Here is a 16,917-nt window from a genome sequence, read left to right as displayed (position 1 = left end):
TTTATAAAGGGACATATGTTATAATAGGAAGAAATAGAAAAAAGAAGAGGTGAGTGTGTGGAGACAAGTTTAATTTTATGTGCGGTTGTAATTATAACATGTATTTTAACAAATAAGTTGACAAACAGGATTGGAGTGCCGGCTGTTTTAGTGTTTATGGCGATTGGAATGGTATTTGGAAGTGAAGGGATTTTTAAAATTCCATTCGATAATTTTGGAATAGCGGAAAAAATTTGTTCTACGGCACTTGTCTTTATTATGTTTTATGGTGGTTTTGGAACAAGTTTAAAAGCGGCAAAGCCGGTTCTTAAACAATCAATTTGCATGTCAACATTGGGTGTTGTATTAACATCGGTATTGACAGGTATATTTTGTCATTACGTATTACATATGTCTCTTAAAGAAGGTATGTTGCTAGGCGCAGTTGTTGGTTCTACGGATGCAGCGTCAGTATTTTCTATATTACGATCAAAACAGTTAAACTTAAAAGATGGAACAGCATCTATTTTGGAAGTAGAAAGTGGAAGCAACGATCCAGTTGCTTATATGATGACGATGATCATTCTGAGTTGGATGTCGTTAAGCAATCAAAATATTGTCTGGATGCTAATAAAACAGATTGGGGTCGGTTTTTTGTTCGGAATTGGGATTGGTATACTTGCTGTATGGAGTTTGCAGCATATTGAATTTGAAATCGAAGGAATGGATACAATTTTGATGATCGCATTGGTGTTACTTGCCTATGCCGGTTCTGTATTGCTTGGAGGAAATGGATATCTGAGCGTATATTTACAAGGAATTATAATAGGAAATCAGAAGTTTGAACATAAAGTTGCATTAATTCATTTCTTTGATGGAATCAATCATCTGGCGCAGATTTTAATTTTCTTCTTGTTAGGATTACTTGTTTTCCCATCGCAATTATTGGGAATTGCAGGAAGTGCAATATTGGTTTTTATAGGTTTGACTTTTATCGCAAGGCCGATAGCAACTTTTTTGTTGCTTTTGGCATTCCGTGCAAGCTTTAAACAGAAAACCTTGATTGCATTTTCCGGATTGCGAGGCGCCGCTTCGATTGTATTTGCAATTATGGTGACGGTAAGCCCGGTTTATACGAAAAGTGATGTGTTTAACATCGTATTTTGTGTGGCGTTGATTTCTGTTACATTTCAGGGGCTTTTACTTCCGGTGGTTGCAGAACGACTTGATATGGTAGATGATGGACAAAATGTTATGAAGACATTTAGTGATTATCAGGAAGAACAACAGATTCAATTAATTCAAATGAAAATGGAAAAGGATCATAAGTATGTGGGTAAAAAGATTTCTGAACTGCGGATAAAAAATATGTTGATCGTCTTGATCAAACGTGGTGATGAGGATATTATCCCAAGGGCTGAGGTGAAGATAAAAGAAGGAGATATTCTTGTACTGAGCGCGCAATCCTATGAAGGGGATATTGATATGGTATTGAGGGAAGAAACGGTGGAAGAAGGAGATGGAAGAATCGGGTGTCAGATTAAAGATTTACCGAAAATGGAAGAGCGAATGATTGCGTTAATCCGACGAGAAGATGGCTCGACAGTTATCCCAAAAGGAGAGACGGTTATTCAAAAGGGAGATGTTCTGGCAATCAGTGGAAATTAAAATTTATTGTTGACAAGTTTGAAATTTTATATTAGAATGTCGACTCGTAACAAAATTGTAACATTTGTAATAAAAACGAAAAAAATGAATATAATTTATTATAACTCGTTAATTAAAGTGAAATAAAATTGCAAAGAATGTTACGAAATTGTAGGAGGAGACTATATGATTCAATATAAAAGATGGGTATCTATGGCGGTAGTTGCAACCACGGTTACGGTGATGACATTAGGTGTTAATACACAGGCTGCGGAGCATCATACAGAAATGATGTATGCATCCGACCACATGGAAATCGCATCCTTTGCTCAATTACTTCAGGATTCAGAACGAACAGATGAAATTGTTATGGAAAATGAATATCAGGAGGCAGGATTGCTGACAGTAGAAGAGTTGGACAAGAAAATAGCAGAGCAGAAACAAGCAGAAAAAGAAGCGGAAGAGAAAGCTTTGCAGGAGAAGAAAGAAGCGGAAGAAAAGGCGCAGCGCGAATTAGAGGAAGCGCAGAAAAAAGAAGCAGAACGTATTGCGGCAGAGCAGGCGGAGGCACAAAGAAAAGCCGAAGAGGAAGCAGCTGTGGCACAGCTTCAGGAAGCAGACAAAGAACTGTTGGCATCGATTATTTTTTGTGAGGCGGGAAATCAACCTTACGAAGGTCAGGTGGCAGTCGGAGCGGTTATTATGAATCGTGTGAAAAGTGCGGTGTATCCAAACAGTATTTCAGAGGTAGTATACCAATCAGGACAATTTGGCCCGGCGATGACAGGATGGCTTGACAGTGTCAGATATAGTGCAGGGTATACACCAAGTGCTATGCAGGCAGCAATAGATGCGTTGTCCGGAAGTAATCCAATCGGAGATTGCCTCTATTTTGATCAAGGTGGTATGGGATATCAGCTGGGAGATCATTATTTTCACTAAAATGGAATTGAAATGAATAAAAACAAGGACAGATGATTGATAGAAATTAATCATCTGTTTTACTTTTTGTGGAAATAGGAAAATATTTTCACTGTCCAAAATAAGAAAAGAATGTTACAATGGGTTCTGTCAGGAAAAAAGAGGAGAGAAGTAGAGTATGATGCAAAAGAAAAAGAGTAATCCAATTGCCTTGATGCCTATTGTAGTATTTCTTGTGTTGTATCTGGGGTTGGGAATTTTGTTTGAGTATGTGCTGGAGATTCCGATGGGATTTTATAATGTGCCAATCGTAATCGCATTTTTGGTGGCCATACTGGTAGCTTGTCTGCAGAATCGGGCAGTTAGTTTTGATGAAAAGCTGGAATTAATGGCGCAAGGTTTGGCAGATAAGAATATTATTACGATGTTGTTGATTTTTTTAACAGCGGGTTCATTTGTAGGAGTTGTAGGGCGTGACAGTGCAGAAAGTGTTGCGTATTTTATGCTTTCTATGATTCCGGCAAGATTTGCAGTTGCAGTATTGTTTGTAGTTGCCTGCTTTGTATCGACAGCTATGGGAACATCCGTTGGAACAATCACATTAATCGTGCCGATTGCAGTAGCAGTAGCAGGTGTATCCGGATTTTCAGTTCCATTATGTGTAGGATCTGTTATGGGAGGAGCAATGTTTGGGGATAACTTATCGTTTATATCCGACACAACGATTGCGGCATGTAATGGACAAGGATGTGCGATGAAGGATAAATTTAAAGAAAACTTCTGGATCGCTCTTCCGGCGGCAGTGGTAACTTTGATCATGATATTGGTTTTATCATTTAAGACAGATATAAACGGACAAATCCAGCAGTCATATAATCTGGTGCAGATTATACCATATCTGTTGGTATTGGCAGGTGGAATTGCAGGAATTAATGTGTTCGTGGTATTACTGATTGGAATTGTGTCCGGATCAGTTATTATGATTGCAGGAGGACATATTCAGGCAATCGATTTGCTGAGTAATATGGGCTCAGGGGCTGCCGGAATGTTTGAAACCAGTATGGTAGCTGTTTTGGTAGCGGCGATGTGTGCTTTGATCCGTGAATATGGTGGGTTTGAAGCGTTACTGCAATTTATCAAAAAAATCTTTAAAGGAAATAAAGGCGGTCAGTTGGGGATGGGAATGCTTGTTGGAGCAATGGATATTGCGACTGCCAATAATACAGTTGCAATTGTAATGGCAAACCCAATCGCACAGGAGATGTCACGCGAATATGGTATTAAACCACGGAAAGCAGCCTCTTTGCTGGATACATTTTCTTGTGTGTTCCAAGGGGTGATTCCTTATGGAGCACAGATGCTGGTTGCAATTTCAGCAGTGAATGAGCTGGGCTATGAGATATCAGCGTTCCAGATCATGCCAAAGTTATTTTATCCATATTTACTGTTAGTTAGTTCGCTTGTGTGGATATTTGTTATTCCGGACAGACGGAGCAAATAGTGGACTGATGTAATATTTTTGGAGAGAAAAATAAATTTACGATAGTATGAAATAAAACCTTCTTGGAATACTAAAATTAAAAAATCCAAGGAGGTTTTTGCTATGTATGAATACATGCCGATACGAGATGTGTACGCGAGAGAAATATTAGATTCCAGAGGAAATCCGACAATAGAAGTAGAAGTGCTTGTAGGAGAAAATATAATCGGCAAGGCAGCTGTTCCATCAGGAGCGTCTACCGGAAAATATGAGGCGGTAGAATTAAGAGATGGAGGGGTGCGATATGGAGGAAAAGGTGTCCAGGCAGCAGTGGAACATGTAAATAATCAGATTGCAGAAAGTATCATCGGGATGAATATTTTTGGGCAGAGCGAAATTGACCGGGTATTGATTCGTTTAGACGGAACCTTGAACAAAAAGAAATTAGGAGCCAATGCATTGCTGGGTGTTTCACTTGCATGTGCCCATGCGGCGGCAAATGCATTACAGATTCCACTGTATCGTTATCTCGGGGGTGTAAATGCGAAAAAATTACCGACACCGATGATGAATATTTTGAATGGGGGTGTACATGCAGATAATACATTGGATATACAAGAGTTTATGATCGTGCCGGTTGGAGCAGATGATTTCAGAGAAGGGCTTAGAATGTGTGCAGAAATTTATCAGGAATTAAAAGCTTTATTGAAAAAGCAGGGGCTTAGCACAGCAGTTGGGGATGAAGGCGGGTTTGCACCAAATCTTCCGGATGCAAAAACTGCATTGCAGTATTTGAAACAGGCGGTGGAACTGGCAGGATATCGGATGGGAAAAGATATTAGGATTGCACTGGATATTGCAGCATCAGAATTATATAACGCTGATTTTAAGACATATGAATTTCCAGGGGAAAGTAAAATGTGTGGGAAAAAAGTCATCCGTTCAGCAGAAGAGCTGATAGATTATTACGAAGAATTGATGCAGGAATTTCCGATTTGTTCGATAGAAGATCCACTGGATGAGGAAGATTGGGAAGGATGGGAATTGTTGACGGTCCGATTGGGACGGGATGTACAATTGGTAGGGGACGATCTCTTTGTGACAAATGTAGAACGACTGAGAAAAGGAATCGAAAAAAGTGTTGCAAATGCGATTCTGATCAAAGTAAATCAGATAGGAACGCTGACAGAGGCAATAGAAGCAATTGAAACGGCTCAAAAATCGGGGTATCGAGCAATTATATCACACCGCTCAGGTGAGACGGAGGATACAACGATTGCTGATCTGGCTGTAGCGTTTAATACAGGACAGATAAAAACAGGTGCTCCTTGCCGGTCAGAAAGAGTTGCAAAATATAATCGATTGTTGCGAATTCAAGAGGAAGTAGAAAATTAATGCAAAACAGTTGAAATTTGATACAATCTATGCTAGAATAAACATCGGTTTATCCGCAGGAGGTGTGAACAAATGGAAATTTTAAAAACAATAATAACCATTATATTTGTAATAGATTGTATCGCATTATCAGCGATTATTTTGCTTCAGGAAGGGAAGTCTGCAGGTCTTGGAACAATCAGCGGGGCAGCAGATTCTTATTGGGGACAGAACAAAGGACGTTCTATGGAAGGTGCACTTGTAAAGTCTACAAAGTTCCTGGCAATTTTGTTTATAGTTTTGGCTGTGGTTTTGAACCTCAGTGTATTTAACTAGAGAAGAAGATGACGAAACACTCTATATGCATATATAGGGTGTTTTTTGCTGTGAACACTTGGCGAGGTTTTTTCGAGCCTAGTGAGAACGCACACCTCGGCACTTAGCGAGGTCTTTTCGAGCCTAGTGTCCGATGGTGTTACATTATAACTTGGCGAGGTTTTAGAGGAGAGTTTGAATGAGTAACACATTTGAAAAAAGAAAAAAAGTCATTTACGATTTCATCTGCGATGATTTTTATGTGCCGATGAAGTTTAAAGAAATTGCTATGATCCTTCAGGTTCCAAAAGAACAAAGGGATGAATTGAGGGCAGTCTTAGAAGCTTTAGAACAAGAAGGTAAGATATTTGTTTCCAAGAAAGGCAAGTATGCAAAAGGACAGGCGAAAAGACTGACAGGAACATTTCAATCCCATCAGCGTGGTTTTGGGTTTGTCATTCGCGAAGGCGAAGATGAGGATGTTTTTATCTCAGAAGATAATATCAACGGAGCATTTCAGGGAGATGAAGTAGAGTTTGTTATTACAAAAGAGAAAGACAGTCAGACAGGAAGACGTACAGAAGGGAAAATTGTAAGAATATTGTCACATGGGACAACACATGTTGTTGGTATGTATGAAAAGTGCAAGAATTTTGGCTTTGTAAGACCAGACAATCAACGTTTGCTCAGTGATATTTATATCCCGGCAGGGAAAGAAAAAGGTGCTGTCAGCGGGCATAAAGTCGTGGTAGAGCTGACATCTTATGGTAGCGAGAATATGAAACCGGAAGGATATGTGGTGGAAATTATAGGACATATCAACGATCCGGGCACGGATATTATGTCAATCGTGAAATCATTTGATCTTCCGGTAGAGTTCCCGGAGAAAGTTATGAATCAGGCGGAACGTGTAGGCAAAGACGTGAGTGATGCGGATATGGCAGGACGTAAAGATTTGCGAGACTGGCAGATGGTAACGATTGACGGAGAAGATGCGAAAGATTTGGATGATGCGGTATCATTGACAAAAAAAGGAGACAATTATAAACTGGGGGTCCATATTGCTGATGTAACAAATTATGTACAGGAGAGAAGTGCGCTGGATCGTGAAGCACTCAAGCGTGGGACAAGTGTTTATCTTGTGAATAAAGTGATTCCTATGCTTCCGCAGAAATTATCAAACGGAGTTTGTTCCTTGAATGAAGGCGAGAATCGTCTTGCGCTTAGTTGTATTATGACAGTAAATCCAAAAGGTGAAGTGATTGATCATGAGATTGCAGAAACGGTAATCAAGGTTGATAGAAGAATGAATTATACAAGCGTCGCTAAAATTCTTGAAGAGCACGATGAAAACGAGATTGCAAAATATGAAGAGTTGGTTCCTATGTTTGAATTAATGAAGGAATTATCTCATATTTTGCGTGAACATAGAAAAAAAAGAGGTTCTATTGATTTTGATTTTCCAGAGTCTAAGATGGTATTAGACGAAAATGGCAGACCGATTGATATTAAGCCGTATGACAGAAATGTGGCTACAAAGATTATTGAAGATTTTATGTTGCTTGCAAATGAAACCGTTGCGGAAGAATATTTCTGGAGAGAGCTTCCGTTTCTATATAGAACGCACGATACACCAGACGAGGATAAAATGAAACGTCTGAGTACATTTATCAATAATTTTGGTTATCATATACATGTGGGAAATGAAGTGCGTCCGAAAGAAGTGCAGAAGCTTCTTGGTAAGGTAGAAGGAACACCGGAAGAAGCATTGATTAGCCGTTTGGCACTTCGTTCTATGAAGCAGGCAAAATATACACCGGAGAATTCGGGACATTTCGGACTGGCAGCGAAATATTATACACATTTTACATCTCCAATCCGAAGATATCCAGATTTACAGATTCACCGAATCATCAAGGAAAATATTCGGGGTCGCATGAATGATAAGAGAATTGAGCATTATGAAAAAATATTGCCGGAAGTGGCAGTTCAGTCAAGTATGCTGGAACGTCGTGCGGAAGAGGCGGAGAGAGAAACTGTAAAATTGAAAAAAGTAGAGTACATGCAGGAGCGCATCGGAGAAGAATTTGAAGGCGTAATATCAGGAATTACTAAATGGGGGGCTTATGTGGAACTTCCAAATACGATCGAAGGACTTGTACATGTGACGAATATGCGAGATGATCATTATGAGTATTGGGAAGAACAATATGAATTGATTGGCGAACATACAAGAAATGTATATAAATTAGGTCAGAGCGTGAAAGTACGCGTGCTGGATGTAGATAAATTGAACCGGACGATTGATTTTGAATTCTGTGACGAGGATGAAGAATACGATTCGTAAATAAAAGTCTTAAAAGGACGAGAAAGAGGTTGGATATATGGCAGAGAAAAAACTGATTGCAAATAATAAAAAAGCGTATCATGATTATTTTATTCTGGAAAAATATGAGGCCGGAATTGTACTACATGGAACAGAAGTAAAATCATTGAGAATGGGAAAATGCAGTATTAAAGAAGCATTTATTCGAATTGAAGATGGTGAGATGTTTATTTATGGAATGCATATTTCACCGTATGAAAAAGGAAATATTTTTAATAAAGATCCATTGCGTGTAAGAAAACTGCTTCTTCATAAGAAAGAGATCGATAAGATTTTTGGAAAGATGAAAGAAAAAGGGAATACAGTTGTTCCATTACAGGTATATTTTAGCGGAAGTCTTGTGAAAGTAGAAATTGGTCTTGCAAAAGGTAAAAAACTTTACGATAAGCGAGATGATATTGCGAAGAAAGATCAGAGACGTGAGGCACAGAGAGATTTTAAAGTGAGAAATCTTGGATAATATTTTCTGAAAAGTTATGCTTATTTGCGAGAATAAGATTTAAAACATTCTGAAATAAAAATAAGGACGGAGAAAAGTAAATTGTTTTCTTCGTCCTTATTTCTTTTGAATGGACCTGGCGAGAATCGAACTCGCGTCCAAAAACCCATCCCATGTACTTCTACTATCATAGTCAGTTATTTAACATTCCCTCTGCTGTACGAGAACTAACACTCTTACAGGTTCAGTAGCTTCATAATACGCCTATTAACTCAAAGCTTTGCTAATATCGTTTCCCACATAGTTGATGCCAGATTCCCAAGGTGCGGGTGCCTCGGGGCTGACATGCAGCAATTAGGCTGCAGCTAATTCGAAATTATCGTTAGCGTTTAATTTTAAGTTTGCGATTTGACGCATCGGCCTACGGATAGCTTCTCCATCTTCAGAATCCCTGTCGAAACCAGTACAAGCCCAAAAATGAAGTGAAATCATTTTCACGCTTCTTATTCTAATGAAAGGAAATTAGAAAGTCAAGGTACTTATCAGAAAAAATAGAAACTATTTTATCTCAGTCGAGAAGACTCCCACCTCTTCAGGTGGTGAGTAATAGTAAATTTGTCTCAGTGGGAGTCCAATCTCCGACTGAGATAAACGCTCCGCGAGGATGCGCAGTGATTCTGATAGGAATATGTCAGCTTCGCTGACCAGAATCACGCGCCAAGTCTCACGGATGTTCGACTTGAAAAAAGATAATTGATAAAAGATTACATTGCACTTTTTCTGATTCGTGTTAGAATGGGGATGAGAATTGAAGGGAAAGAAGGTATGGATATGCCGACAACATATGCACATTATCAATTCGGAAACGATGTAATCAGAATATTACCGGGACCGCTTCAAAAAGCAATCGAGAATCATCGAGAACTTTTTGATATCGGATTATATGGACCGGATATCTTTTTTTACTATCGTATTTTTCATAAAAATCGTGTAAATGCGATAGGATATAGAATGCATGAGGAGTATGCAGATACATTTTTTAAACATGCAGCGGAAGTTATTAAGCAGTCTGAAAATAAGAGTGCGGCAAGAGCGTATATATATGGTTTTATTTGTCATTTTGCTTTGGATAGTGAGTGTCACAAATACGTAGAGAAGATGATACAAGTCAGCGGGATAACACATTCTGAGATTGAAATGGAATTTGATCGAATGATGTTGGTACGAAAACATATTGATCCGATGACATTTCACAGAGCAAATTGTATTCATCCGACGATAAAGAATGCCGCGGTGATTGCAGAATTCTATGATGGAGTCAGTGCAAAAGAAATAAGGAAAACATTGAGGTATATGATTCTGTGTGATAAGCTTTTGACTGCACAAAATCCGATAAAACGAAAAGTATTATTTTTCGGAATGAAAGTCGCAGGACAATACGAGGGCGTGCATGGAATGGTGATGAGTGAGCAACCGAATCCGGCGTGTAAGAAATATTGTCAGATATTAAATGGCGTCTATCATGGAGCTGTTCCGATTGCAGGAAAGATGCTTGGGCAATATCAAGGGGTACTGTTTCAGAATAAAGAAATTTCAACAAGATTTCATGAAACATTTGGAGCAGGAGAAAATTGGCAGGAATTACAAGTTTGAAAATCTTGATTTGTTTGGAAAATAGTGTAGAATGAGAGTAATAGTTGGAAATAGAGAAGCTATTGTAGTGAGTAGTAAATTGTAGCACGTGGCATCAGATAGAAGAAAAGGAGAATAATTATGGCAGTTGTAAAATTGACAGCAGAAAATTTTGAGCAAGAAGTGCTGAAATCAGATAAGCCTGTATTGGTAGATTTCTATGCTGATTGGTGTGGACCATGTAAGATGATGGCACCGGTAATCGAGCAGATTTCGAATGAAGAGACAGAAATTAAAGTTGGTAAAATCAATATTGATGAGAACATTGAGATTGCTCAGAAGTACAAAGTTATGAGTATTCCAATGTTTATTGCATTTAAAAATGGAGAGGTTGCAGCAAAGACGTTGGGAGCACAGCCAAAAGAAGAAGTATTGAAATTAGTGAAATAGTATTTGGTGATAGGTAAAATGATTTATTCTATTTTATCGGAAATGAGATAAAGTTTATTTATATCAGCTGGGAGTCAATCCCCCCAGCTGATATAGCCTCCGGCAGGATTGCAGAGGTGCGCAGTAGAAGTATGTCATGCAATTGCATGACGCGCACCTCGCAGCAAGAATGCCGAGGCATTCTTGAATATTATAGAAGAAAAGCCTTTCGTTGTCGGTAGTATATCAAACAGGTATAATCAGACAAAGAAAGGTTTTTTATCTCAGTCGAGAAGACTCCCACCTCTTTAGGTGGTGAGTAATAGCAAATTTGTCTCAGTGGGAGTCCAATCTCCGACTGAGATAAACGCTCCGCGAGGATGCGCAGTGATTCTGATAGGAATATGTCAGCTTTGCTGACCAGAATCACGCGCCAAGTCTCACGGACGTTCGACTTGAATATTGTGAATAGTAATAGTTTTTTAGGATAATAATATGTTTGGTGTACGTGGAAGTAGAAAAAAGATATTTTGTATACAGTATTAGTAAACAGAGTAAATTGTCTGAATTGTGCGAAATAAATAAAAAACAAGAAAAACGTTGACAATTCAAAAACGAGATGATAAGATAATCTTCGTCGCTAAGACAACCGATGCAAAATTGAAAACACCGGACAGCCCTGGCGGGATATGGAAAGTGTAAGATGAAAAATGCAAAGAAAAAACTTGAAAAAAGTTCTTGACAAAAGGTTGTCGGATGTGATAAAGTGAACAAGCTGTCGCTTGAAAGTGATTGATAAAATTACAAAAGCGAAACAGAAAAAATAAAAAAGTTGTTGACAAACGACAAAAGATGTGATAATCTATTAAAGCTGTCGCTTGAGACGACAACAAAATAAAGAACATTGATAACTAAACAATAGACAACAGATCCTTGAAAATTTCTTTAAGAGAAAATTTTTTAAGAACGGATGAATACAAATGAGGTTCGGTATTGAGCCGAACGGCTTTCACACTAAATTCGTGAAAAACCTCATTAAGTGTTCAATGCCAAAACAACAGTAAAAGGATAGATTAGCTAGAGTTAATCTTGACTAGAACAAACACTTTTAACGAGAGTTTGATCCTGGCTCAGGATGAACGCTGGCGGCGTGCTTAACACATGCAAGTCGAGCGAAGCACTTTACTTGGATTTCTTCGGAATGACGAGTATTGTGACTGAGCGGCGGACGGGTGAGTAACGCGTGGGTAACCTGCCTCATACAGGGGGATAACAGTTAGAAATGACTGCTAATACCGCATAAGACCACAGCACCGCATGGTGCAGGGGTAAAAACTCCGGTGGTATGAGATGGACCCGCGTCTGATTAGCTAGTTGGTGGGGTAACGGCCTACCAAGGCGACGATCAGTAGCCGGCCTGAGAGGGCGACCGGCCACATTGGGACTGAGACACGGCCCAAACTCCTACGGGAGGCAGCAGTGGGGAATATTGCACAATGGGGGAAACCCTGATGCAGCGACGCCGCGTGAAGGAAGAAGTATTTCGGTATGTAAACTTCTATCAGCAGGGAAGAAAATGACGGTACCTGACTAAGAAGCCCCGGCTAACTACGTGCCAGCAGCCGCGGTAATACGTAGGGGGCAAGCGTTATCCGGATTTACTGGGTGTAAAGGGAGCGTAGACGGAGAGGCAAGTCTGATGTGAAAACCCGGGGCTCAACCCCGGGACTGCATTGGAAACTGTTTTTCTAGAGTGTCGGAGAGGTAAGCGGAATTCCTAGTGTAGCGGTGAAATGCGTAGATATTAGGAGGAACACCAGTGGCGAAGGCGGCTTACTGGACGATGACTGACGTTGAGGCTCGAAAGCGTGGGGAGCAAACAGGATTAGATACCCTGGTAGTCCACGCCGTAAACGATGACTACTAGGTGTCGGGTGGCAAAGCCATTCGGTGCCGCAGCAAACGCAATAAGTAGTCCACCTGGGGAGTACGTTCGCAAGAATGAAACTCAAAGGAATTGACGGGGACCCGCACAAGCGGTGGAGCATGTGGTTTAATTCGAAGCAACGCGAAGAACCTTACCTGCTCTTGACATCCCGGTGACCGCTCCGTAATGGGAGCTTTTCTTCGGAACACCGGAGACAGGTGGTGCATGGTTGTCGTCAGCTCGTGTCGTGAGATGTTGGGTTAAGTCCCGCAACGAGCGCAACCCCTATCTTCAGTAGCCAGCGGTTTGGCCGGGCACTCTGGAGAGACTGCCAGGGATAACCTGGAGGAAGGTGGGGATGACGTCAAATCATCATGCCCCTTATGAGCAGGGCTACACACGTGCTACAATGGCGTAAACAAAGGGAGGCAAACTCGCGAGGGTAAGCAAATCCCAAAAATAACGTCTCAGTTCGGATTGTAGTCTGCAACTCGACTACATGAAGCTGGAATCGCTAGTAATCGCGAATCAGAATGTCGCGGTGAATACGTTCCCGGGTCTTGTACACACCGCCCGTCACACCATGGGAGTCAGTAACGCCCGAAGTCAGTGACCCAACCGTAAGGAGGGAGCTGCCGAAGGTGGGACCGATAACTGGGGTGAAGTCGTAACAAGGTAGCCGTATCGGAAGGTGCGGCTGGATCACCTCCTTTCTAAGGAAGAAATAACTTCAAACATCAAACAGATGGGAGAAGAAGTAAAGAATCGTTGTCTATTGTTTAGTTATCAAGAAACAACTTGATAATGGAACCTTTTGGTGGCGATGCGTTTAGGGGTAACACCCGTTCCCATCCCGAACACGATGGTTAAGACCTAAACGGCCGATGGTACTGCACTGGAGACGGTGTGGGAGAGTAGGTGGCCGCCAAATCTATAAAGAAAAAAGACGGAACCGCCGTCGAAAGAATTCAATATAGATACAGGCAAGGATGAGCAACAACTTATCAACGCCAACCCCATCAGCAGGGCAGTGCTGTTTGAATAACTGGTTTTACCAGTGATTAGAGAGTTGAAAGAGATTTCAGTTTTCTAATGACTGATAAATGTCAGTCAGAAAAATGAATAGATGCGAAGCTCTAAGATCAGAGGTCTTATCGCTCATGGCATTACATGCCAATGCATCGAAAAGCATTTATGCTTAGACAAGCGAGCTTGTCACACATAATTGTTTTCGATACGCTCGCATCTTTATGTACCTTGAAAATTGCATACAAAGAAATATAGATGATAAGATTAAAAAATATCTAATCAAGACATCCGAGGTAATGTTAACAAACATTAACTGAAGTCTGAAGAAAACAGACTTAAAAGAAATTGACCTATTACCAACGCATACACGCTAGTATGTGTCGATGAGAAACCAACCCGTGTTTCTTGTCTGTTGGTTATGCTGATAAGAGCGTATGGTGGATGCCTTGGCACTAAGAGCCGATGAAAGACGTGATAAGCTGCGAAAAGCTTCGGGGAGGAGCAAATATCCATTGATCCGGAGATTTCTGAATGGGGAAACCTACTTGAGCAAACCTCAAGTATCCTAACGCCAATCCATAACGTTAGGAAGGGAACCCGGTGAACTGAAACATCTAAGTAGCCGGAGGAAGAGAAAACAACATGTGATTCTGTGAGTAGCGGCGAGCGAAAGCGGAAGAGCCCAAACCGGAGTGCGTGCACTCCGGGGTTCGGACCGCAGAATTGATTCAATGAGTCTAGCAGAATGGTTTTGGGAAAGCCAGCCAGAGAGGGTGAAAGCCCCGTAAGCGAAAGACGAGTTGACATGGCGGTATCCAGAGTACCACGAGACACGAGAAACCTTGTGGGAATGAGCGGGGACCACCCCGTAAGGCTAAATACTTCTTAGTGACCGATAGCGCATAGTACTGTGAAGGAAAGGTGAAAAGGACCCCGGGAGGGGAGTGAAAGAGAACCTGAAACCATATGTTTACAAGCTGTGGAACATCTTTATATGATGAACCGCGTACTTTTTGTAGAACGGTCCGGCGAGTTACGCTGGCTGGCGAGGTTAAGCACTGAAGGTGTGGAGCCGAAGGGAAACCAAGTCTGAATAGGGCGTGAAGTCAGTCAGAGTAGACCCGAAACCGGGTGATCTATCCATGTCCAGGTTGAAGTTGCCGTAAAAGGCAATGGAGGACCGAACCCACATCCGTTGAAAAGGGTGGGGATGAGGTGTGGATAGGGGAGAAATTCCAATCGAACCCGGAGATAGCTGGTTCTCCTCGAAATAGCTTTAGGGCTAGCCTCATACGAGTCTTGCGGAGGTAGAGCACTGAATTCTTAAGGGGGCGTCAAAGCTTACTAAGAGATATCAAACTCCGAATGCCGCGTAGATGATGTATGGGAGTCAGACTGCACGAGATAAGTTGGGTAGTCAAAAGGGAAAGAGCCCAGACCTACAGCTAAGGTCCCAAAATGTGTGTTAAGTGGAAAAGGATGTGGGATTTCGAAGACAACTAGGATGTTGGCTCAGAAGCAGCCATCCATTAAAAGAGTGCGTAATAGCTCACTAGTCGAGAGGTCCTGCGCCGAAAATGTCCGGGGCTGAAACACACTACCGAAGCTTAGGAATTAACGAATGTTAATTGGTAGAGGAGCATTCTTAAAGAGACGAAGCTGTACCGAAAGGAGCAGTGGATTTTTAAGAAGAGAGAATGCCGGAATGAGTAGCGAGAGGAAGGTGAGAATCCTTCCGGCCGAATATCTAAGGTTTCCAGCGTAAAGCTGATCTGCGCTGGGTAAGTCGGGGCCTAAGGCGAGGTCGAAAGACGTAGTCGATGGATAACAGGTTGAAATTCCTGTACTATGATATAACAGAACTGTGGGGACGCAGGGAGAGAGCGCGAGCCGGGAACGGAAAGCCCGGCGCAAGCGAGGTACCGGTCTGTCAGGAAAATCCGGCAGGCAACGGGAAGACGTGATGCGGACCGAAAAAGAGTAGGGAAGAGCGTGAGCTAACTGCCAAGAAAAGCCGCTATTGTTTATATCATACCCGTACCGTAAACCGACACAGGTGGATGAGGAGAGAATCCTAAGGCCGACGGGAGAAGCATTGTTAAGGAACTCGGCAAAATGACTCCGTAACTTCGGGAGAAGGAGTGCCATGCGAATGGCCGCAGAGAATTGGCCCAAGCAACTGTTTAGCAAAAACACAGGTCTATGCAAAACCGAAAGGTGAGGTATATGGGCTGACGCCTGCCCGGTGCTGGAAGGTTAAGGGGAGAGGTTAGCGCAAGCGAAGCTTTGAACTTAAGCCCCAGTAAACGGCGGCCGTAACTATAACGGTCCTAAGGTAGCGAAATTCCTTGTCGGGTAAGTTCCGACCCGCACGAAAGGCGTAATGATTTGGGCACTGTCTCAACAATGCACCCGGTGAAATTGAAATACCAGTGAAGATGCTGGTTACCTGCGCCAGGACGGAAAGACCCCATGGAGCTTTACTCCAGCTTGATACTGGGATTCGATATTGCATGTACAGGATAGGTGGGAGACTAGGATACGGTAACGCCAGTTGCCGTGGAGTCGATGTTGGGATACCACCCTTGCAGTATTGGGTTTCTAACCAGCAGCCGTGATCCGGCTGGGGGACAATGTCAGGTGGGGAGTTTGACTGGGGCGGTCGCCTCCGAAAGGGTATCGGAGGCGCTCAAAGGTTCCCTCAGAATGGTTGGAAACCATTCGAAGAGTGCAAAGGCAGAAGGGAGCTTGACTGCGACACCGACGGGTGGAGCAGGTACGAAAGTAGGACTTAGTGATCCGGTGGTATAAAGTGGGATTGCCATCGCTCAACGGATAAAAGCTACCCTGGGGATAACAGGCTTATCACTCCCAAGAGTTCACATCGACGGAGTGGTTTGGCACCTCGATGTCGGCTCATCGCATCCTGGGGCTGAAGTAGGTCCCAAGGGTTGGGCTGTTCGCCCATTAAAGCGGTACGCGAGCTGGGTTCAGAACGTCGTGAGACAGTTCGGTCCCTATCCGGCGTGGGCGTAGGATATTTGAGAGGAGCTGTCCTTAGTACGAGAGGACCGGGATGGACTGGCCGCTGGTGTACCTGTTGCATCGCCAGATGCATGGCAGGGTAGCCAAGCCGGGAAGGGATAAACGCTGAAGGCATCTAAGCGTGAAGCCCCCCTCAAGATAAGATATCCCATAACGTCAAGTTAGTAAGACCCCTTGAAGACGACGAGGTAGATAGGGCAGAGGTGGAAGTGTGGTAACACATGGAGCTGACTGTTACTAATAGGTCGAGGGCATAACCAGAACAGGTGATAGGAGAACAAGATGGATGAAAAAACTTTGTATGCAGTTTTGAA

General features: G+C 42.1%; 9 protein-coding genes, 3 rRNA genes and 1 other RNA gene. 12 read left to right on the top strand and 1 reads right to left on the bottom strand.

Annotation, left to right across the window (positions count from 1 at the left end; all coding sequences use genetic code 11):
- Nucleotides 1-57: 57 nt before the first annotated feature.
- From H8S40_RS10525 to smpB, 7 genes are all read left to right on the top strand, one after another.
- Nucleotides 58-1,647 carry a potassium/proton antiporter gene (locus H8S40_RS10525; RefSeq protein WP_186865229.1) on the top strand — a complete coding sequence of 530 codons (1,590 nt, stop codon included), beginning with the start codon at nt 58-60 and terminating at the stop codon, nt 1,645-1,647.
- Nucleotides 1,648-1,812: 165 nt separating this feature from the next.
- A complete protein-coding gene (locus H8S40_RS10520; protein WP_118725291.1) occupies nt 1,813-2,568 on the top strand; it encodes a cell wall hydrolase in 756 nt (251 codons plus the stop codon).
- A gap of 157 nt (nt 2,569-2,725) precedes the next feature.
- Nucleotides 2,726-4,048, top strand: a complete 1,323-nt coding sequence (locus H8S40_RS10515; protein WP_022075345.1) for a Na+/H+ antiporter NhaC family protein — start codon at nt 2,726-2,728, stop codon at nt 4,046-4,048.
- Nucleotides 4,049-4,150: 102 nt separating this feature from the next.
- Nucleotides 4,151-5,422 (top strand): phosphopyruvate hydratase, encoded by a 1,272-nt coding sequence (gene eno / locus H8S40_RS10510; RefSeq protein ID WP_118737621.1) that lies wholly within the window; start codon nt 4,151-4,153, stop codon nt 5,420-5,422.
- 72 nt (nt 5,423-5,494) lie between these two features.
- A complete protein-coding gene (gene secG / locus H8S40_RS10505; RefSeq protein WP_117992132.1) occupies nt 5,495-5,737 on the top strand; it encodes a preprotein translocase subunit SecG in 243 nt (80 codons plus the stop codon).
- 178 nt (nt 5,738-5,915) lie between these two features.
- On the top strand, nt 5,916-8,063 hold the full coding sequence (rnr, locus tag H8S40_RS10500) for a ribonuclease R (RefSeq protein ID WP_186865228.1): 2,148 nt from the start codon (nt 5,916-5,918) through the stop codon (nt 8,061-8,063).
- 37 nt (nt 8,064-8,100) lie between these two features.
- Nucleotides 8,101-8,562: an SsrA-binding protein SmpB gene (gene smpB, locus H8S40_RS10495; RefSeq protein ID WP_117992130.1), complete on the top strand. Its 462-nt coding sequence runs from the start codon at nt 8,101-8,103 to the stop codon at nt 8,560-8,562.
- Between the two features lie 107 nt (nt 8,563-8,669).
- On the opposite strand, the gene ssrA is transcribed toward smpB, so the two are convergent.
- Nucleotides 8,670-9,014, bottom strand: a transfer-messenger RNA (tmRNA) gene (gene ssrA / locus H8S40_RS10490).
- A 358-nt stretch (nt 9,015-9,372) separates the two neighbouring features.
- Here ssrA and H8S40_RS10485 point away from each other — a divergent pair.
- The 5 genes from H8S40_RS10485 to H8S40_RS10465 all read left to right on the top strand — a co-directional run bounded on the left by H8S40_RS10485 (nt 9,373) and on the right by H8S40_RS10465 (nt 16,864).
- Nucleotides 9,373-10,194 carry a zinc dependent phospholipase C family protein gene (locus H8S40_RS10485; RefSeq protein WP_118737645.1) on the top strand — a complete coding sequence of 274 codons (822 nt, stop codon included), beginning with the start codon at nt 9,373-9,375 and terminating at the stop codon, nt 10,192-10,194.
- Between the two features lie 120 nt (nt 10,195-10,314).
- Entirely contained in the window at nt 10,315-10,623 is a 309-nt protein-coding gene (trxA, locus tag H8S40_RS10480) for a thioredoxin (protein WP_022075351.1), read from the top strand.
- 1,086 nt (nt 10,624-11,709) lie between these two features.
- Nucleotides 11,710-13,242: ribosomal RNA gene (locus H8S40_RS10475) — 16S ribosomal RNA — on the top strand.
- A gap of 100 nt (nt 13,243-13,342) precedes the next feature.
- Nucleotides 13,343-13,460, top strand: a 5S ribosomal RNA gene (gene rrf / locus H8S40_RS10470).
- Nucleotides 13,461-13,972: 512 nt separating this feature from the next.
- Nucleotides 13,973-16,864, top strand: a 23S ribosomal RNA gene (locus tag H8S40_RS10465).
- The 16S, 23S and 5S rRNA genes sit together here, the layout of an rRNA operon.
- Nucleotides 16,865-16,917 lie beyond the last annotated feature (53 nt).

Source organism: Ruminococcus hominis (genome assembly GCF_014287355.1).
In the GTDB taxonomy this organism is placed as follows: Bacteria; Bacillota; Clostridia; order Lachnospirales; family Lachnospiraceae; genus Schaedlerella; species Schaedlerella hominis.
Note: the sequence above shows the minus strand (reverse complement) of the source record. Positions and strands in the feature narration are given on the sequence as shown.